We start from the raw sequence: 18,828 nt of genomic DNA on the forward strand, positions 1-18,828 counted from the left end.
GTTCCCGATCCGGTTTGTATAACCCGCGTGGTCGCCCACCCGGAACAAGTGTGCGCCGGGCAGATTCATCTTCAAGTGAGCCGAGAAGGGAAATCAATGACAACGATCGTCTTCGTGCACGGGATGTTCCAGAACCCGCAGAGCTGGCAGCACTGGGTTCAATATTTCAGCGCCAAGGGATACGACTGTGTGACGCCAGCATGGCCGCTTCACGATGGTGATCCGAAGTCGCTCCGGGACAACCCGCCGGCGGGGCTCGGAAACTAAGCCTCGACGACATCTATGCGAGCATCAAGATCGCCGTCGGCGGCGACAGGCCCGTGGTTATTGGCCATTCTGTTGGCGGTCTGATCGCTCAGAAGCTCCTTGCCGAAGGACTGGTCTCCGGCGCTGTCGCCATCTCGTCCGTTGCCCCGAATGGAATGCTCGATTTCGACTGGGGTTTCATCAAGAATAGCGCCATCATCGCGAACCCCTTAAAGGGCCACGATCCGGTCTTCATGGATGCCAAAACCTTCCATGGCGCCTTTGCCAATACCTTGCCAGGTGATCAGGCGGCGGCTGAATTCGAAAAGACCGCGACCCACGGCAGCCGAAACGTCCTGCGCGACTGCATGGGCGCCTCGGGTAAGATCGATCTCTATAGGCCGCACGCACCGCTTCTTCTGGTAGGCGGCGAGAAAGACGAGATTATTCCGGCCGATCTCAACGAGAAGAATTTCAAGGCGTACAGGGATGCAGCAAGCATCACCGAGTTCCGCGAGTTCCCGAACCGCAGCCACTACATCTGCGGCGAGCCGGGCTGGGAAGAGGTGGCAAGCTTCATCGAAATCTGGCTGGCGAAGCAGCAATTCGGCGCACGCGCGGAAGTGACTGGTTATCGCCAAGCCATCTAACTCAGGTTAATCGCCAGCCTTTCCTTCGTGGAAGGCTGGCGATAGCCATTCCGGGTTCACAGAACGGAAACGTTCTCGGCCTTCGACTTACCGGTTTTCCGATCCTGACCAATCTCAAAGCTGACCTTGTCACCTTCGCGCAGAGAACTACCACGCTGCAAGGCGGACACGTGGACGAAGACATCCTGTCCGCCGTTCTCAGGCGTGATGAAGCCAAAGCCCATGTCGTCGTTGAAAAATTTGACTGTACCGGTTGCCATCTGTCTCTGTTCCTGTTCGATCTGCGAAAAGCTGTACAAAGCCAGGGCCCACAACCACTTTCATCAACCAGAATGACCTTTTTAGCCGGGAATTGACCAATCTCTTTGGAAAAAGCGTGCTTTTCCCACGCATTAGCCTATGTTGATATGCAGTAGGATGGCCATGCCCGGTCAGCCAGTCGGCTACCCAAAGTATGAATGGCTTTGACCTATCTCAACATGCCCTCCGTTTCATCGGAGCTACTGGTCGCAGAGCGGGACATTCTTACCCGCGTCGCCGCCGGTGGCGCGCTTTCCGATGTTCTCCGCGACATCATCCTGATGGTCGAACAGCCGTCGAATGGCGAGATGCTGGCGTCGATCCTGCTCACCTCCGAAGACGGTAAGCGATTGATAGAGGGCGCGGCCCCAAGCCTTCCGCGGGAATATAACGACGCGATCAACGGGATTCCAGTCGGCCATGGTATCGGATCCTGTGGCACCGCGGCCTCCACCGGCAGCCCGGTCATGGTCAGCGACATTGCGACGGATCCTTTGTGGAAAGATTTCAAGGACCTCGCGCTCAGCCATGACCTGCGAGCATGCTGGTCGATGCCGATCCTGGCCGGCGATAGTCGGGTGCTGGGAACATTCGCAAATTATTACCACGAACCCCGTGAGCCGACTGAGCGTGACCTCGAACTGATCGGCATGGTCACCCGCACAACCGCTATCGCAATCGAGAAGCATCGCAACGAGCAGGCCAGGGTCCGAGAGGAAGAACAGCGGCAATTGCTTCTCCACGAGCTCAATCACCGTGTGAAGAACGTCTTTGCTCTGGTGGATTCTCTGCTGGTCATGAGTGCGCGCACGGCCGGGTCGGCACAGGAGCTTTCAGATTCTGTCCGGGGTCGGCTGGGTGCTCTCACCCGCGCACACGAACTCGTGCAGCCGGGTTTGTCGCAAATCGGGGTCACAGATCCGACAGATATTTCCTTGCGGCATCTCCTCGGAGAAATTCTGGCGCCTTACGCCCAGGCAAGTCTGGCAAAGGTCGTCCTAGAGGGAAGTGACGCGGTTCGGGTGTCATCGAATGCGACAACCGGCATGGCTTTGGTTCTTCATGAGTTGGCGACGAACGCTGCAAAATATGGGCCGCTCGGCCAATCGGACGGTCAACTCGTGGTAACCTGGTCTTTGACCGATATGCTCGAAATCGTCTGGAAAGAAGAGGGTGGTCCGGCCGTCGTCGCGCCGACGCGGACCGGGTTCGGCTCAAAGCTCACCAAGCGGACAGTCGAAGGTCAGTTCCACGGGACCATTGCCTATGAGTGGGACCCAACCGGCCTCAAGGTGGTGATGACGCTTCCGGCTGCAAAGCTTCTCTGAGCGCGGCCACCGAACCATCTCAAGACTGATTTCCGGCTGCGGTTGTGCGCCGTTGAGGCCAGCTTTTTCACACAAGAAGCCGCTGGCCCAAAGCTTTTTCAATCTGCTCCGGCGAGAACGGCTTCTGAAGCACGGGTGCTTCTTCATACGGCTCGACAAGACCTGCCGCCCCGTAGCCGCTTGCGAACATAAATGGTATCCCGCGGGCGGTCAGACGATCGGCAACCGGGAAAGATTGTTTGCCGGCCAGATTGATGTCGAGGATTGCGAAGTCGAAGTCCTCGCGGTCTGCGATTGCTAAAGCCGTTTCAAGGCGCATGGCCGGGCCGACGACCTGGTGGCCAAGATCGCTGATCGTATCCTCGATTAGCATGGCGACAAGCATCTCGTCCTCGACGATCAGAATCCGTGCCATTCAGACGTCACCCAGGGATGGGCGGTCGCTGATCGCCTCGATGCTTGTTTTCAGCGTGAACACGACGCCGGTAGGCTGATAGTCGATGTCCGCCGTACCTTGGAGTTCCAACGGGAGAACTCGCAGGATAAGCCGCGATCCAAATCCCTTCCGCTCGTTCGCAACGACGACAGGGCCACCGGTTTCCTGCCAGGTCAGACAGAATACGTCATCCGCCACAGACCAGCCGATATCGACAATTCCGGTCTCGACAGAAAGGGCACCGTACTTTGTGGCGTTGGTCGCAAGCTCATGGAGTGCCAGCGCAATCGAAAGGGCGGCGTGGGGCCCAAGACGCAGAGCCGGCCCGGAGATGCGGATCGAATCGCGACCAGCAGTCTGGAAGCCCTCCAGCGCGTCGGTGACCATGGTGTTGAGGTCGGCGCCGTCCCAGTTTTCATCGGTCAGGACGTTGTGGGCACGAGAAAGAGCTAGGATGCGCGATGTGATCGCGGCCGACGCCTCTTCCTTTGTCTGCGGCCCACGCAAGGTCTGGGACACGATCGATTGGATCGAGGCCAGCGTGTTTTTCACGCGGTGGTTCAACTCGTTGATCAGAAGCTTCTGGTGGTTTTCGGCGCGGACGCGCTCGGTAACGTCTGAACCCTGGATGAAAATGCTGGTGACCGCGCCGCCCGCGTCGCGAATGGGCTGATAAACGAAATCGACGAAGCGTTCCTCAAGGGGGGGCATTGTCCGACCATCGGAAGAGTACGCGCTCAGACATCCGGTTCAAGGTCTCTCCGGATTCGAGAACATGGTCAAGGAGCTCGATATACCCCTGCTCGGCGATTTCCGGCAGAGCCTGCGCCATCGGTAGACCTTCGACCTGTCGGTTGCCGATCAGCTTTCGGTATTCCGGATTGATCATGGCGAAGCGGTGGTCTTTACCGCTGACCATCGCCATGAAGGTCGGCGCCTGCTCGAACAAAGCCTGCAGACGTTGCGATTCCTCCCGGTTGTGCCGCTCGGCGAGAACGCGCTCGGTCGTTTCGACGACGATGGCGATCACGCCGGCAGGCTGGCCGCGTTCGTCAATGACCGGGGAATAGTCGAGATCCATCCAGACCTGCTCGGGAACGCCCTTGCGATGCAGGGTCAGTTCCTGATCGCGATAGGCGAGCGTGCCACCTGCAAGGCCAACTTTCATGACATTATCGTTGAAATCGGCAATTTCGGCCCAGCCTTCGCGGACATTTGAGCCTAGTAGTGCCGGATGTCGGCGCCCAGCGAAGACTGAATACGCGTCGTTGTAAATCATGACGCCCTGTTCGCCCCACAGCATGACGATCGGCACGGGCGATTGAAGCAGAAGAGCAGTGGCGGTCTTCAGCGAAGATGGCCAAGTCTCGACAGCGCCTAGAGGCGTTGCAGACCAGTCGAACGTTCTGATGATACGGCCGGCTTCGCCGTCATGTCCCAGAAATTGGAATGGGTCACTCTGGGAGCTGTCGTCCTGTATCATCAAAACCCTGCAAGATTGTCATTGGCTCCCGACGATTTATTGCAAGCTAATGAATAAACAAGTGGCCGGAGTGCTCGACAACCTCGCCCGATGCGATTGGTTCCATGCCGCTGCTGCATGGCAGCTACCCGATAGGCCCGATGCCTGCTTTTTCCTATGGATTCGTGAGGTGAGACAACTTGGGACCTGGTTTCCGTTTGGTTGAATGTCCCGAAGAAACGGGGCGATGAACTCGTCATCGCCCCGGCTGGATTTACGCGATGCCCGCGCCGCCTGTGACGCCGTAGACCTCGCCGATGATATAGCTCCCCTCCTGGCTTGCCAGCAGAACGTAAATCGGTGCGATTTCGACAGGCTGACCAGGGCGACCGAACTGGCCTTGCTCGCCGAATTTTGTCACCTTCTCCTGTGGCTGGCCACCGGACGATTGCAGCACGGTCCAGAAGGGGCCTGGTGCAACGACATTGGCGCGAATGCCTTTCTCGATCAGCTGAGCGGCCAGCGACTTGGTATATGCGGACCATGCGGCAGCAAGCCCATCTCGACACTCGTTGGATATGGAACGACCACCGTGACGGGATGAGCGGCGCCCTGTGTCTCCCGCTCCCCCAATGGCGCATCACTGTGCCAATTTCGCCACTCGTAAAAAACATGACAAAATACATCATGTTCGAAGTTGATTCATTTAGTCATGTTTTGTAATCGAACCTCCTGAGCATTTTGGGGGTTACATGGAAATTGATAGATTACGAGCGTGCCGTGTGGCGCGGATGATGCACGCTGCCTTGTTGGCGTCTGCCGCGACCTTCGTGCTTCCGGTAGCCGCTCAGGAACAGTCCCAGCCGGTCGCTATAGAAGAGGAGACGACGCTCGAACCTATCGTTCTTCTCTCCACACGTGGTGCGACGCGGGTTCTCGATGTATCGCAGACCATTTCGGTTATCGACCGCGAGGAACTCGACGACCATAACGTTCGCGATATCCAGGATCTCGTGAGACACGAACCCGGTATCTCCGTCTCCCGCCAGACCTCGACCACCAATGCCTGGGGCCAGCTTTCCGGTTTCTCGATCCGTGGCATGTCGGGCAATCGCGTCCAGCTAACCGTTGATGGATCGCGCGTGCAGGAATCGATCACGGACGGTAGCCGTGATTTCTTCGATCTGAGCAATGTCCAGGCCGTCGAAATCGTGCGTGGCCCTAACTCTGTCCTGTGGGGCGCTGACGCTCTTGGTGGTTCCGTCATGTTCAGGACGCGCGACCCCTCCGACCTTCTTGCCGATGATCCGACCAAGCCCTGGGCGCTCGAATTGAAGTCCAGTTATGACAGCTTTGACCGCTCCTGGAAAAAGCAGATCATCGGTGCCTATGATTTCGGTGACCTCGAAATCCTCGGCAGCTACGGTCACACTTCCGCCCACGAGCCTCGCTTGCGCAATGCCCGCGCCGATGGCGGCATCTGGGGCTGCTCGCGCCTGTATCTTGGATGCGATGAACTCTTCCCGGCCGACACGGATGTCGACAATGCCCTTCTGAAGGCTGTCTGGACACCGACCGCCGATCATACGATCAAGCTGACAGGCGAACTCTTCGGCCGCGATACCGAAGTCCTGCAGCTCTATGAGATGTTTGAAACGACGGCCACCTACGTCAACGATCCTTATGTCCGCGATCTCGACATGAGCCGCAAGCGCGTCGCGCTCGAACATCAGTGGGATGTTGATACCGGCTGGCTGGATACGGTGAATTGGCGCGTTTCATACTCGCCGCAGAGCCGGACGACCGATAGCAACCAGCGCCGGGTCTATGCCGACCGTATCGAGCTTCGCAACCAGTATCGCGACTATAGCGAGGATTTCCTCGAAGCTGATATCCAGCTCCAATCGAGCTTCGATCTTGGTGCCACCAGCCACAAGCTCACCTATGGTTTCGACGGGGACCTCACCAAGGGCGATTATCAGGGCATCAACACAACTTATAATTCTCTGACAGGTACAACGACTGTCCTGGAGAACCAGGGCTTTAGCTTCCCGCGTGTCGATACGACCCGAGCCGATTTTTATATCCAGGACGAGATTACCATGCTGGATGACCGGCTGACGATCACGCCCGGTCTGCGCCTCGCCCATTACTCGATCGACCCGACAGGCGACGGCAGCTATCCGGGCCTGCCCGGCTATGAGCCGGCAGAACAGGACAAGACGGAGCTGCTCAAACGGATCGGCGCGATCTACAAGCTGGACGAGGCCTATTTAGTTTATGCCTCCTATGGCGAAGGTTTCAAAATGCCGACGTCACAGCAACTGTTCCAGTCGAGCATGGATCCGTTCTCCGGGTCGTCGATCATCCCAAACCCGGACCTGAAGCCCGAGTCCGTTCAGAGTTACGAGGTCGGCCTTCGCGGCGAATATGATCGCGGTTTCTTCTCGCTCGGCGCATTCTATGCCGATTACGAGGATTTCATTCGATCCTTCCAACCGGTCACCATTTCGGGCCCAGGTGGCGTGCCCGTCACAGCCTACACATTCGACAACGTCGAGAATGTCAGGCTGTGGGGCATCGAATTCGGCGGTGAGTACGAGGTGCTCGATTACACGACACTGTCCGCCAATTTCAGCTGGTCCAAGGGACGCCAGCGCGTTTCGGCAGGATCGGCAAAGACCGCGTTCGACGGGGCGGTTCCATTCACGGCCGTGCTTGGCGTCAAGCATGTGCTTCCGGAATACAATCTCCAGTTTGAAGCCTTCGGCACGTTTGCCGCAGGACGTACCGAGAATGCCAGCCCGACGGCGTACCTAGCCTCCGGTTACGCCCTGTTCGACGCCTATGCAAAATGGACACCGCGGAAGAATTTCGAGCTGACTTTCGGTGTCGAGAACATCTTCGACCGTCGCTACTTCCCGAACACGCTGACGAGTCACGAGCAGGTTCCTCCTTCGTCAGATTCGGCCAATGTCAACCCCCTTGAGCTGCAGACCGGTCCCGGCCGCGTGTTCAAGGTCGGTGCCACGATCAAGTTCTGATTTTCCTCCCAGCCTGATGGGCGAGCGCAAGCTCGCCCTCTTTTTTGGTGAACGCCATGATAAAACTCATTGCTCGCTTCGGACGCCTCCTCGTCCCTTGCATCAAGGCGCCGGGTGGTAAGTTCAGCCTCGGACTTTTCATCGCTGCCGTAGCGCTGAACCTCGGTGCTGTCTACGCCAGTATCCGCCTCACACGTTGGACCGGCGAATTCTATTCAGCAGTGGAAAAGGTCGATGCAGCCCAAGTCTATCACCAGATCGGCATCTTCGCGCTGATCGTCGGGCTGAATTCCGCCCGCGGGCTGGCGCATGAATATATCCGCAAGGTCATCGAGATCCGCTGGCGGCGGGCGCTGACGGACCATGCGATCAACCTCTGGACCACCAACAAGGCCTACTGGTTTCTCGCCAATGGCAGCGAGCAGCGGATAGACAATCCCGACCAGCGGATAGCCGATGACTGTCGGCTGTTCACCAAAGGCCTGCTTGGCGAGGCGCTCGATCTCATCGGTGAGGTCGTCGGCCTGTTTTCCTACGTCGCGCTGTTGTGGAGCCTGGCCAACTTTCCCCTGTCACTCGCCTTCGCCGGTATCGACTACGAGATCCCACGCTACATGGTCTGGTCCGCCTTCCTCTATGTCGCGATCTGCAGCGTCATCACGCATCTGCTCGGCTATCCGCTGAAAGGCCTTTTGACCGAACAGCAAAAGCGCGAGGCGAGCTTCCGTTTCGCCATGGCGAGATGGCGCGGCGCCTTCGACGAGGTCGCACTCGCGGGCGGGGAGGCCGTCGAGAAGGAAGGGTTCCGTCGACGTTTTGACGCCGTCGCCAGCAACTGGCGGCACCTGATCCGCCGGGAACTGATCCTCGGATTGTTCACCTATCCGTTCCGCCATTCGGTGCTGCGCATCCCGCTCTTCGTGGCACTCCCCGGTTATCTCGCAGGCCATGTCGCCTTTGGCGGCCTGATGCAGCTCGGCATGGCGTTCTCGAATGTCGTGACGACCCTTTCCTGGTTCATCTTCTCCTATCGCAATCTTGCCGATCTGGTTGCGACGACGGCGCGTCTCGACAACTTCCTGATTGCGGTACAGGCGGCCGGGCAGCAGGGCGCAGGCCTGGCCATACCAGAACAGGATCGCGACACCCGGTTGCCGCGTGTGGAAAATCTGACGCTCTATACGCCGGACAGGCGCAAACTCGTCACGCTTGCCGGGATGGCCCTCGCGCCAGGTGGTGCGGTCTGGCTCAACGGACGATCGGGCATCGGCAAGACGACGCTGGTGAAGGCGCTCGCGGGCCTCTGGCAGCATCGCGACGGCATAGCGGAATGGCCGAGGGAACGATCGATGTTTCTGTCGCAGAAACCCCATCTTCCGACCGGAACGCTGCTGGATGCCGCGGCCTATCCGGCACCCGCCGGCGGGATCGATGAAGTGAGGGCCATCGCCGCGCTCAATGCGGTTGGGCTCGGCCATCGCCCGCCATCCCTGCTCGTCGGCCAGGATGATGCGCCGGACGGCCTTTCGGGTGGTGAGGTGCAGCGACTGGCGCTTGCCCGTCTCCTGTTTCACAAGCCCGACTGGGTCGTCATCGACGAGGCGACCAGCGCGCTTGATGGAGATGCAGAGCGCTACCTGCTCGCCCTCATTCGCGAAAGACTGCCCGAGACCGGCTTCTTCATTGTCTCACACCGCAAACCGGATGGCATTGGCGCATTCTCGACGATCGACCTGTCCGACACCACCAATTCGCCGTTAGTTGCGGCACCAGCCTGAGGATATCTACCATGACACAAAGCCCGACACCCGCGCTCCTGAGCATCGACGCACAACCGGACGACGTTCTTCTGCGCCTGCCTGAACTCGGATCCCTAATGATGATCGGCAAGGGGAGGGGTGCCACGCACGAGCGGATCGGCACGGTTGCCGAAGTAACCCGCAATGCCGACCGGCTGGCCTGTACCGGCCAGTTCCACGACAGCCTGCTCGAGCATGGACGTGTCGAGAGTATTCAGCTCAATGCATCGCGGCTCATTCAGGGCAAGGCCTATCCGCGCATGGAGTTTCATGATGGCACTGGCGAAACACTGTTTGCTGTCGTCGGCTTCGAGGGGGCCGAGATCTTTCACGACAAGCTGGCGCATTTCCCCTGCACCGAACTTGGACCGGCCGAGGCTTTGCCTTTCCCGAAGAGGCCTGATGTCGCTGACGACGACATCGGTGCGCATCCCCTGAAGGCGGCGCTGAAGTCGCAGCAGCCTATTTCCATCGAGTTCGAGACGCCGACATTCCGGCAGGGCTGGACCGGGGTCGTCGAGCGGGTCAATCCCGGAATGGGCTTCATCAACGTGACTCGGGACGATTTTCACCTGCATCTTCTCGGTGGAACCGTCGGCTCCTGGGTCGAGAGCGCAGGGAGGGACGGAGTGGTTCTTGTCGCCCTCGACCATCAGGGCGTGGAGACAGGCCTTCGCCTTTACGCCGCATCACCGGCTGCCTGGTCGGGCTGGGATGACCGCGCATGAGCTTGGCGGCAGGACGGTGGTTCGATCCAGATGTCGGGAAGGAGATCGCCCATCGCGAGATGATGGCGCGCATGTCGCAGATGCAGGCCGTGCTTTTGGGCGAAACCCATGACCGTTACGATATCCATCGATGGCAATTGCATGTGACCGCCGGCCTTTTCGCCCATCGCGAAAGGATGGCCGTCGCATTCGAGATGTTTCCGCGCGCCGTTCAGCCGGTGCTCGACCGCTGGGTCGCCGGCGAGATCGATCTGGATGCGCTTATGGACCAGTCGCGATGGGCGGAAATCTGGCGGTTCGATCCGGCACTATACACGCCGCTTTTCCATTTTTGCCGACAGTTCCGCGTACCGATGCTGGCCGTCAATTGCAGGCGTGCATTGGTAAGTGAGGTCGGAAAGCTAGGCTGGGATGCGATACCCTTGGAGGAGCGGGATGGAGTAACTCCAGCGGCTCTCGCGACGCCGGAACATCGGCAATACCTCTTCGACCTGACCGGCGGTGTGCGCCCCGAGCGGGATGCGCAGTCAGCACAGGCGCCCGAGTTCGACCGTTTCGTCCGCGCTCAGCAGACCTGGGATAGGGCGTTCGCCTGCGGTATAGCAGACAGTCTCAAAGTCGATCCGGAGCTGCTGGTGGTCGGCATCATTGGGCGCGGCCATCTCGAGTTCGGTCATGGCACACCTTACCAGCTGAGGGATCTCGGGGTGCGGAATGTCGGCATATTGCTACCGCATGACATCGGTCAGGGTGCGCCCGACCCCGGGATTGCCGATGGCGTCTTCGCGCTCGACGATGCCGCCCGCTGAGGGCGGCATCGGCTGCCGCTCAAACCCACTCCGTTCAGACATTGGCCAGGCGGATCGACACCGCCTGATCTATCCACGAGAACGCCTCGTCGGCCCTGGGGCGGGGCTGCCCCTTGAGAATGTGCACAAGCTCCCAGTAGCGTTGCATATTCGGCTTGTGCTCAAGAGTCTTGCGGCCCATGCGGCGCAGGTTTTCCGCGTCGGGCTCGGCACCCTGCGCGCGGGCCCAGCCTTCAAGATAGTCGATAGCAAGGGACTGCCCTTCTGCTGAACCGGGCTCGACACCGCGCGACATGGCGTCTTTCGACCTTGCCAGAACGGACTGCCAAGTCTCCCGGAGGACGTAGCCCTTCAGCTTTACAACACTGTCTTCGGCGTTGCGGCGCATCTTCTCGACGAAAGACGGATCGGCCAGAAGTGCGGACAACTCTATCCAGGCATCGATCTGCTCGTCGGTCGGCTCATTGGGGAGTTCGGGCCTGCTCATTTCGAGCATCCATCCCTTCCATGTCGCATCGACCGTTGCTCCGGACACGACATGGTCCAGAAAGCGTCGCAGGACATCGACACGTTCGGCGTTCGAAACGGTGGTCATTTCCGAGATTCTCCTCAAGTCGTTGACGGTTGGTTCACCCGCACGCAACGCGGCCCGAATGACGGCGGCGACACGTCTCTGTGCATCGATCTGGCTTTCGATTTCCGCAAGTTGAAGCGCAAGGATCTGGCCTATGGAGCGCTCTTGAGAAAGCACGGCACGGATCGGCTCAAGACCGATGCCTGCCGTTCTCAGTGTCCTGATCAGCTCAAGCCTAGCGAGGTCGGTCTGATCGAAGAGCCTGTATCCGCTTGTCGTCCGATCCACTCTCGGCAAGAGACCCTCATCCGCATAGAAACGGATACGGCGCACAGGGATTCCTGTTAGTTTGGACACCTGCCCGATGGTGAAGCTGCGATTTTTCATGACGCATCAATCGGGCCTCCAGTCGATGGAAGGTCAAGAAGATATTACGATGGCTGTCATTAAAGTTCGGCATCGCGTCAGATGATCCACAAACGACAGAGACGGGGTCAGGATTATTACACTGGGGCTTTGAAGTGTGTAGCGTTCCGTGGTCGAGTCCGGCAGATCGATTTTCAGGCTAGCCTGTGCTGCGTTGACTTTGCCTTCGGTGATCGAGAATATCGGCTTCAGCAGCGGTTGCAAAATTGATCTATGCATATTGGGTAGAGGTCTGTCTTTTCCTGCTAAACAGGTATGGGCATCATTGCCCGACCGTGCTTGAGAACGAGATTTCACGCCAACCAATCGAAATTAAACACCTATTGGAAGCTTTGTGACGAATGGGCCAAAGGTTCATATTGGATCAGGAGCTTAGGTCTCATCGGCTCGTCCGTCCAAACCCCTCCGAATTCTCTATGCGTCGATATCTCCTCCTCCGCTTTCGCGGTGGGCCGAAAGCCTAGTCTTTGGGCCCACCGTATCTTGCTAGCGCGACGCCGGGGTGATTTCCTGCAACGGCGGCAGGCCCTTATTGTATCCTTCGACATCCGTGAGCAGCAGCCTTGCCTGCGTACCCCAGCCGCCGATCAGAATATCGTCCTTTCCGTCGCCGTCGAGGTCTCCTTTACCGGCACTCCAACTCCTGCCGACAGTGATCCCCGGAACAATGTCTGCGGTCACATCGGTGAACTTGCCTGTACCGTCATTCTGCCATGCCCGCGGCTGCAGAGGAACGAAGCCCGGAACCTGGATTGCGCCGACGAGAAGATCCGGTGCGCCGTCGTCGTTCCAATCAAGGACGGTGCCCGCCCAGCTCGAAAACGTGTTCTTCGGCAGCCGCGCTTCGGTCTCGTCCTTGAAGCGACCCTTGCCATCGTTGATGAGAAGCCTTGTCTGCGGATCCTTGTCGAAGCCCATGTTGTTGCTGGTGATGTTGAAGAACAAGATGTCCGGGTGACCATCCTTGTTCACATCCGCGACCTTCACGTCGCGTGTCTCCATGGGAACCAGTAGCTCGATGCGTTCGGATTCGTCGGTGAATTTTCCGATGCCGTCATTGATCAGGAGACGATTGTCATGTGCCGGGCTTGCCAGAACCATGTCGAGATCGCCGTCGCCGTCGATATCGGCCAAAACGACACCCTCCGTCTGGTAGTCGCCTTCCGGCATGTTCGTCTCTGACGCATCGGTGAAATGCCCGGGCCGATCTTTGTCATTGAGGAAAAGGAGCGTCCTGGCCGGGCGTAGCTTCATGTCCGGTCCGTGTCCGATCTCTCCCGTGCTGCCGACGACGATGTCCGGCAGTCCGTCGCCGTTCACGTCATCGATCGCAAGTCCGTTGCCCTGGCTTCCGGCCGGAAGGCGGTCGCTTGCATCTGTGAAGCCGCCCTTGCCATCGCCGAGGTATAGCTGATGCAGCTCGTCGGATTCGGTGATGAAGACGACATCCATGTTTCCATCGCCATCGAAGTCTGCGGCGCGCACGTGCTCGCTGTCATGGATGCCGGTGCCGAACACGCCGGGCTTGTAGGTGAGCTTCCCCTTGCCGTCATTCAGATAGAGGCGGTTCTGGCCGTATTCGACGGAGACGATCACATCGAGATCGCCATCCGTGTCCACGTCGATGAAGACCGAGTCCGTGGCATGGAGCGAGGCAAGTTGGGGGACATGCGTGGCCGTCGCATCGGCATAGACGGCCGAGGGGCGTTCCGGAATGAGGACATAGTCGCCTTCCATGACGGTGTTTTTCACATCCTGTGCGAAAGACGGGATCGCGGTCATTGTTGCGAGAGCGGCAATGGCAAGTCCTGCAGGCAGGCGGTGTCGTGTCATGTCGTTCCTTTCATGAATTCATCGAGCAGTCGTTCGACAGGCTCAATGCAGATTTCGGAACAAAGGTCCGCGATCGCAAGCAATCCGGGTTGCATAGACCCATGACGCTGCGTCATGAATGGCGCGCATGCGAGACACTCCGTCATGAGTGTCGACCCATCATTGACGAGGTAGACGATGGTCCGTGACGAACTAGGGAGCCTGGCGGCATTCGTCGCAGTTGCCGAGGCGCGCAGCTTCACGCGGGCCGCAGGTCGCCTCGGCACATCGCAGTCCGCTCTCAGTCACCGCATCCGGCGGCTGGAGGTCCGGCTGGGCGTGACATTATTGTCGCGCAACACACGCAGCGTATCCGTGACCGAGGCAGGCGCGAGACTGCTGGAAACGCTTGGCCCGGCCCTCGACGACATCGAGGGCAAGCTCAACGCCTTGAAAGGCGACGGCACGCGGATCGCGGGGACCTTGCGGATCACCTCGGCCGACCACGCGGCCGAAACCATTCTTTGGCCAGCCCTCAGAAAGCTTCTGCCTGGACACCCGGACATTTCCGTGGAAGTCAGTGTGGAGAACCGGTTTGTCGACATCGTTGCCGAGCGCTTTGATGCCGGAATTCGAATGGGCGCCAATGTTGCCCAGGACATGGTCGCGGTGCCGATCGGCCCACCTGAGGCACTGGCACTCGTCGCATCACCAGGCTATTTCTCAAAGTATGGTATTCCTCAGAGCCCGCAGGATCTTTCTGGTCATCGGTGCATCGGCAGAAGGATGCCGTCTCTCGACGGCATCTCGAAATGGGAATTCGCAAAAGAAGGCCAGACACAACGGATACGGGTGGCAGGCGCGCTCGCCTTCGACAGGCCAGAGATGATCATGCAGGCGGCAGTCGATGGTTTCGGGATCTGCTATGTCCTAGAATCGCAGGCCCGTCCGTTACTAGACGCCGGTCGACTGACCCGCGTCATGGAGGATTGGTGTCCGGGTGTTCCGGGATATCACCTCTATTTCTCAAATAGGAAGCAAAAGTCTCCCGCGCTGAACCTGCTGGTCGGTGCAATACGCTTACACAAGATTCGCTGACGAGCCTGAGGTGCGCCTTCGACCGGGAGACGATGGCGAGTGCATCTGATCGAATGACAGCGCGGTGACAGTATGATGTCTCAAACAGCAAACTGGACCAGGGCACATTGCCCATGCGTCCCGTCACGCTACCCCGCTTGCCGCCAGAGCTCAAACCTCATTAATCGGGGCTTGCATTGTATTACTGGCTGACCGGAGTGGGACGCGGGAGCCATCCGGGGGCGCGTGTGACATTTCCCAAAACCTTTGACGGGAAACTGCTTCACTTATTCCACTATGGCCTTGGCAGGCGAGCTCTGTTGCCTTGAGCCAGACGCTTCGTCTCTCTCCGGGCGCCGTTTTTTCAGAAGTGTCAGGACGAACACGAAGAACGCTGGCACGAAGAACACTGCCAGGACTGTTGCCGATATCATCCCCCCAAGGACACCGGTGCCGATTGCATTCTGACTAGCGGCACTGGGACTGGTGGCGATCGCCAGTGGCACGACGCCAAAAGTGAAGGCGAGTGACGTCATGATGATGGGGCGAAACCGCACGAGGGCGGCATCTACCGCCGAGTCCATCAGGGATCTGCCCTCGGCATAATAGTCCTTGGCGAACTCGATGATCAGAATGGCATTCTTCACCGAAGGTCGATGATCGCGATCAATCCCACCTTGAAATAGATATCATTGGGCATGCCGCGCAATGTGACCGCCATTACGCACCCGATGATGCCAAGCGGTACGACCAACATGACAGACAGCGGGATCGTCCAGCTTTCGTAGAGACCGGCAAGCAATAGAAAAACGAAGAGGATGCTGAGACCGAACAGGATCGGAGCCTGATTACCTGAGATGATTTCCTCGCGTGACTGACCCGACCACTCGAAGCCAAATCCTTCTGACAGTTCGGCAGCCAGACGCTCCATCTCGGGGATCGCTGCGCCGGAGGATTGGCCAGCAACCGGTTCGCCCGTAATGCGAACAGCTGGATAGCCGTTGTAACCGATGATTTGCGGAGACCCTTTCCTCCACTCGGCGATAGCGAAAGATGAAAGAGGCACCATGCCGCCACTGGAGTTGCCTACATTCAACTTCAAAAGGCTTTCCGCGTCCATACGAGCACGGCCCTCTGCCTGCACGATAACGCGCTGCATTCTCCCGGAATTTGGGAAGTCATTGATGTAAGAGGAGCCGAGATTGGCCGTTATCGTGTTGTTGATGTCGGCAAAGGACAGGCCGAAGGTATTGGCTTTTTCTCGGTCGATGACCAGGACAATTTGTGCCGCCTCCGGAAGCCCTTCGGTTCTCACACGGGTGACGACGCCACTTTTTGATGCGCCATCGATTAACTCGGCTGCCGCAGCCGCGAGTGCCGCCTGTCTCCGACAACGGGGCTGCGACCGCCAACGGAAAGGCCTACTTCCTTGCTGGTGGCCCAGCTTGTGGCGACAGCACGACCGGAGAAATCCTCGCCGTTAGCATTCGCTGATCGATTACAACTCGAACATCGCTTGCGGGTGGCGTCCGCCTTTCGTTTTCCCCACGCGCATGAAAAAAAGGCCCCGGTCAGCGAACTGCCGGGGCCTTCTCTTCCTATCGATCGATCAAATGGCGCTGATCAGTTCGCCTCGCCGGGCAGGGCGTATCCGATCACATAGTCGCCGCGCTCTGCGGAGTTGCGGCCGCCACCGGCAGAAATGACCACATACTGCTTGCCGTCACGCGCGACATAGCTGATCGGCGTGCCCTGGCTGCCGACCGGAAGGCGGGCCTTCCAAACTTCCTCGCCCGTTCCACTGTCCAGCGCGCGCAGATAGAAGTCCTGGCTGGCCGCGAAGAAGACGAGACCGCCCTGTGTTGCCAGCGAGCCGCCGATCGTTGGCATGCCGATCGGCATGGCTGCGTACATCTTGATGCCAAGTGGGCCGGTATCTTGCACGGTTCCCATCGGGATCTGCCAGGCGATCTTCTGGGTCTTCATGTCAACCGCAGTCATCGTCCCGAAGGGCGGCTTCTGGCACGGAATACCGAGCGGCGACATGAAGCGGTTCTTCGCAGTGATCGCGTAAGGCGTGCCGACCAACGGCTGGGCGTTGGACGCGGTAACGGAGGCGTTTTCGTCACCGTTGCTGGCGCCTGCATTGCCTTCGTAAGGCACGAGCTGAACTTCCAGACCGAGGCGCATGTCGTTGAAGAAGGCGTAGCCGGTGACCGGATCGTAGGACGCTCCGCCCCAGTTCAGACCGCCAAGCGAGCCCGGCAGGTTCAACGACGGGTCCAGGCCTGGAGGCGTGAACAGGCCCGTATAGCGCATCGACTTGAACTTCACCCGGCAAACCAGCTGGTCAAAAGGTGTCGCCCCCCACATGTCGGACTCGGTCAGCGTATCCGTGCCGATCTGAGGCATGCCTACGGAGATCGGCTGTGTCGGCGAATAGGTCTCGCCAGGCATGGTGCCGGCGGCGAAGGCGCGTTCCTCGACCTTGGTAAGCGGCTGGCCCGTCAGGCGATCGAGAACGAAGATCTGGCCGGCCTTCGTACCGAAGACCATGGCCGGTCGGCCCTGGAATTCGAGGAAGCTCGGCTGCATCGGCACGTCGAAGTCCCACAGATCGTCATGCACGGTCTGGTAACGCCATTTTTCCTGACCTGTGGTTGCGTCCACGGCCAGCATGGTTGCCCCATAGGCGCGGTCCAGCGGACGGCGCTTGACACCCCAAAGATCGATGGCAGCCGAGCCGACCGGCATGTAGACCGTGTTCGACAGCGGATCCCAGGACATAGGCGCCCATACATTCGGGGTCGAGCGGGTCCAGACCTGGCCTTCAGGCAGCTGCTTCATCCCCGGTGCGCCCGGATCGAAGGCCCAACGAAGCGCGCCGCTCATTACGTCGAAGCCGCGCACCACGCCACCCGGCATGTCGATCGACACGTTGTCACCAACGCGGCCGCCGACAACAATGGTCGTGCCGGCAAGCGTGGGTGCCGAGGTCGGGTAATAATCGCCCGTTGCGGCGCCCGGGCCCATTCCGGCATTCAGGTCAACCGAACCATTGGTGCCGAAATCGGAGCAGGCGAGGCCGGTATCGGCGTCGATCGCCACCAACGCACCCTTGGTCGAGTTCATCAGCACGCGACGGGTGCAGGCACCGTTGGTGGGCAGGGAAGCCTGGATCACCGGGGTGGAGCCATCGGCCGTCGGTTCGACGACCGGCTTGGAAGCGTCGAAATAGGCAAGGCCGCGGCAACGCTGCCAGTCGTCATTGGCGACGCCGGACTTGAATTCCCACTTCTTGGCGCCGGTCACCGGAGAGATGGCGACGACGTTGTTGTGCGGGGTGCAGACATAAACGGAATCATTGACCATCAGCGGTGTGGTCTGGTCCTCCGAGCCGCCGCCATCGCTTGCCGGCACGTCGCCGGTATGGAAGGTCCAGGCAACGTCGAGCGTGTTCACCGTGTCGCGGGTGATCTGGTCGGCAGGCGAGAAACGGTCGTGATTGTCGTTGCCGCCGTAGCTGCCCCAGTTCGCCACGCCCTGATTGTTCTCGGCCGCCTGACGTTCCGGCGCCTGCGCGGTGTTGCGGATGATGCCATGCGGCTGGAACATGCCCCAGACGCTGGCAATGAAACCGAGCGCGATGACTGCAGCAGCCCCCATATAGGGCCGGCTTGCGCGCTGCTTGCCGGCGGCGCGGTTCATCAGCGGCATGCTGAGCAGCACGACGATGGCACCGACGGAGATGGCCGAGAGGCGCGAAACGAGCGGCCAGAATTCGAGGCCAGCGTCGATAACCGACCAAGGCAATGTTGCAGCCCATACGAGAAGGAAAAGGATGCCGCCGAGCGGACGGGCCAGGAGTGTCAGAACGCCCGAAATGATCAGGGCGATACCGGCGATAATGAAGTACCAGCTGCCGCCCAGAAGGGCCAGCTGGCTGCCGTAATATGCAAAGAACAGACCGGCTGCACCGATCACGGATCCTAGAAGGACTAGAAAGGACCGGCCGATCGGGCTGATCGCCGGGAGTGTGGAATTTTTCATAGGTAATGCCTCAATGCGTCAAGAAGACGCGCCTGATTGGTCTTGCCTGCGCGCTCTTGCCGCAGGACTTATGTTGGGAAGCTCGTT

The 18,828-nt window shown here is 59.3% G+C and carries 15 protein-coding genes and 2 pseudogenes; 8 read left to right on the forward strand and 9 right to left on the reverse strand.

All coding sequences use genetic code 11. The annotated features are described in order from the left end of the window. Positions 1 to 96: 96 nt before the first annotated feature. Together AC0JZ4_RS21510 and AC0JZ4_RS21515 are read left to right on the forward strand one after the other, a co-directional pair. Positions 97 to 267, forward strand: coding sequence for a lipase family protein (locus AC0JZ4_RS21510; protein ID WP_471888523.1), 171 nt, complete (start codon positions 97 to 99; stop codon positions 265 to 267). An 11-nt stretch (positions 268 to 278) separates the two neighbouring features. Next, positions 279 to 896, forward strand: coding sequence for an alpha/beta fold hydrolase (locus AC0JZ4_RS21515; RefSeq protein ID WP_471889058.1), 618 nt, complete (start codon positions 279 to 281; stop codon positions 894 to 896). A gap of 56 nt (positions 897 to 952) precedes the next feature. Here AC0JZ4_RS21515 and AC0JZ4_RS21520 read toward each other — a convergent pair whose 3' ends face one another. Beyond that, a complete protein-coding gene (locus tag AC0JZ4_RS21520) occupies positions 953 to 1,156 on the reverse strand; it encodes a cold-shock protein (RefSeq protein ID WP_471888524.1) in 204 nt (67 codons plus the stop codon). Positions 1,157 to 1,360: 204 nt separating this feature from the next. On the opposite strand from AC0JZ4_RS21520, the gene AC0JZ4_RS21525 reads away from it, so the two are divergent. Next, positions 1,361 to 2,524, forward strand: a complete 1,164-nt coding sequence (locus tag AC0JZ4_RS21525) for a sensor histidine kinase (RefSeq protein WP_471888525.1) — start codon at positions 1,361 to 1,363, stop codon at positions 2,522 to 2,524. A 67-nt stretch (positions 2,525 to 2,591) separates the two neighbouring features. On the opposite strand, the gene AC0JZ4_RS21530 is transcribed toward AC0JZ4_RS21525, so the two are convergent. The 4 genes and pseudogenes from AC0JZ4_RS21530 to AC0JZ4_RS21545 form a co-directional block, all read right to left on the reverse strand. Then, positions 2,592 to 2,939: a response regulator gene (locus AC0JZ4_RS21530; protein WP_471888526.1), complete on the reverse strand. Its 348-nt coding sequence runs from the start codon at positions 2,937 to 2,939 to the stop codon at positions 2,592 to 2,594. Then, positions 2,940 to 3,671: a sensor histidine kinase gene (locus AC0JZ4_RS21535; RefSeq protein WP_471888527.1), complete on the reverse strand. Its 732-nt coding sequence runs from the start codon at positions 3,669 to 3,671 to the stop codon at positions 2,940 to 2,942. It abuts the gene before it with no gap. After that, positions 3,658 to 4,275 carry a PAS domain-containing protein gene (locus AC0JZ4_RS21540; RefSeq protein ID WP_471888528.1) on the reverse strand — a complete coding sequence of 206 codons (618 nt, stop codon included), beginning with the start codon at positions 4,273 to 4,275 and terminating at the stop codon, positions 3,658 to 3,660. The genes AC0JZ4_RS21535 and AC0JZ4_RS21540 overlap by 14 nt, the downstream gene beginning before the upstream one ends. Before the next feature lie 421 nt (positions 4,276 to 4,696). After that, positions 4,697 to 4,960, reverse strand: a pseudogene (locus AC0JZ4_RS21545) (SDR family oxidoreductase); the annotation flags it as partial. Between the two features lie 256 nt (positions 4,961 to 5,216). Here AC0JZ4_RS21545 and AC0JZ4_RS21550 point away from each other — a divergent pair. The 4 genes from AC0JZ4_RS21550 to AC0JZ4_RS21565 are packed head-to-tail and all read left to right on the forward strand — an operon-like array spanning position 5,217 to position 10,802. Next, positions 5,217 to 7,466 (forward strand): TonB-dependent hemoglobin/transferrin/lactoferrin family receptor, encoded by a 2,250-nt coding sequence (locus AC0JZ4_RS21550; protein WP_471888529.1) that lies wholly within the window; start codon positions 5,217 to 5,219, stop codon positions 7,464 to 7,466. A 56-nt stretch (positions 7,467 to 7,522) separates the two neighbouring features. Further along, positions 7,523 to 9,244, forward strand: coding sequence for an ABC transporter ATP-binding protein/permease (locus AC0JZ4_RS21555; protein WP_471888530.1), 1,722 nt, complete (start codon positions 7,523 to 7,525; stop codon positions 9,242 to 9,244). Between the two features lie 11 nt (positions 9,245 to 9,255). Beyond that, the gene (locus AC0JZ4_RS21560) at positions 9,256 to 9,993 is read left to right on the forward strand and encodes a hypothetical protein (protein ID WP_471888531.1); all 738 of its coding nucleotides are present in this window, start codon (positions 9,256 to 9,258) and stop codon (positions 9,991 to 9,993) included. Then, positions 9,990 to 10,802: a ChaN family lipoprotein gene (locus AC0JZ4_RS21565; RefSeq protein ID WP_471888532.1), complete on the forward strand. Its 813-nt coding sequence runs from the start codon at positions 9,990 to 9,992 to the stop codon at positions 10,800 to 10,802. Before AC0JZ4_RS21560 ends, AC0JZ4_RS21565 begins: the two co-directional genes overlap by 4 nt. A 34-nt stretch (positions 10,803 to 10,836) precedes the next feature. Here the strand turns inward: AC0JZ4_RS21565 and AC0JZ4_RS21570 are convergent, their stop codons facing one another. Together AC0JZ4_RS21570 and AC0JZ4_RS21575 are read right to left on the reverse strand one after the other, a co-directional pair. Then, a complete protein-coding gene (locus AC0JZ4_RS21570; protein WP_471888533.1) occupies positions 10,837 to 11,763 on the reverse strand; it encodes a helix-turn-helix domain-containing protein in 927 nt (308 codons plus the stop codon). Between the two features lie 525 nt (positions 11,764 to 12,288). Then, a complete protein-coding gene (locus AC0JZ4_RS21575) occupies positions 12,289 to 13,635 on the reverse strand; it encodes an FG-GAP repeat domain-containing protein (protein WP_471888534.1) in 1,347 nt (448 codons plus the stop codon). A 177-nt stretch (positions 13,636 to 13,812) separates the two neighbouring features. On the opposite strand from AC0JZ4_RS21575, the gene AC0JZ4_RS21580 reads away from it, so the two are divergent. Then, on the forward strand, positions 13,813 to 14,712 hold the full coding sequence (locus AC0JZ4_RS21580; protein WP_471888535.1) for a LysR family transcriptional regulator: 900 nt from the start codon (positions 13,813 to 13,815) through the stop codon (positions 14,710 to 14,712). Between the two features lie 266 nt (positions 14,713 to 14,978). On the opposite strand, the pseudogene AC0JZ4_RS21585 reads toward AC0JZ4_RS21580, so the two are convergent. Together AC0JZ4_RS21585 and AC0JZ4_RS21590 are read right to left on the reverse strand one after the other, a co-directional pair. Continuing rightward, positions 14,979 to 16,108: pseudogene (locus AC0JZ4_RS21585) on the reverse strand (efflux RND transporter permease subunit); the annotation flags it as partial. Between the two features lie 206 nt (positions 16,109 to 16,314). Beyond that, entirely contained in the window at positions 16,315 to 18,741 is a 2,427-nt protein-coding gene (locus AC0JZ4_RS21590) for a membrane-bound PQQ-dependent dehydrogenase, glucose/quinate/shikimate family (protein WP_471888536.1), read from the reverse strand. Positions 18,742 to 18,828: the final 87 nt, after the last annotated feature.

It is taken from the genome of [Rhizobium] kunmingense, assembly GCF_977018605.1.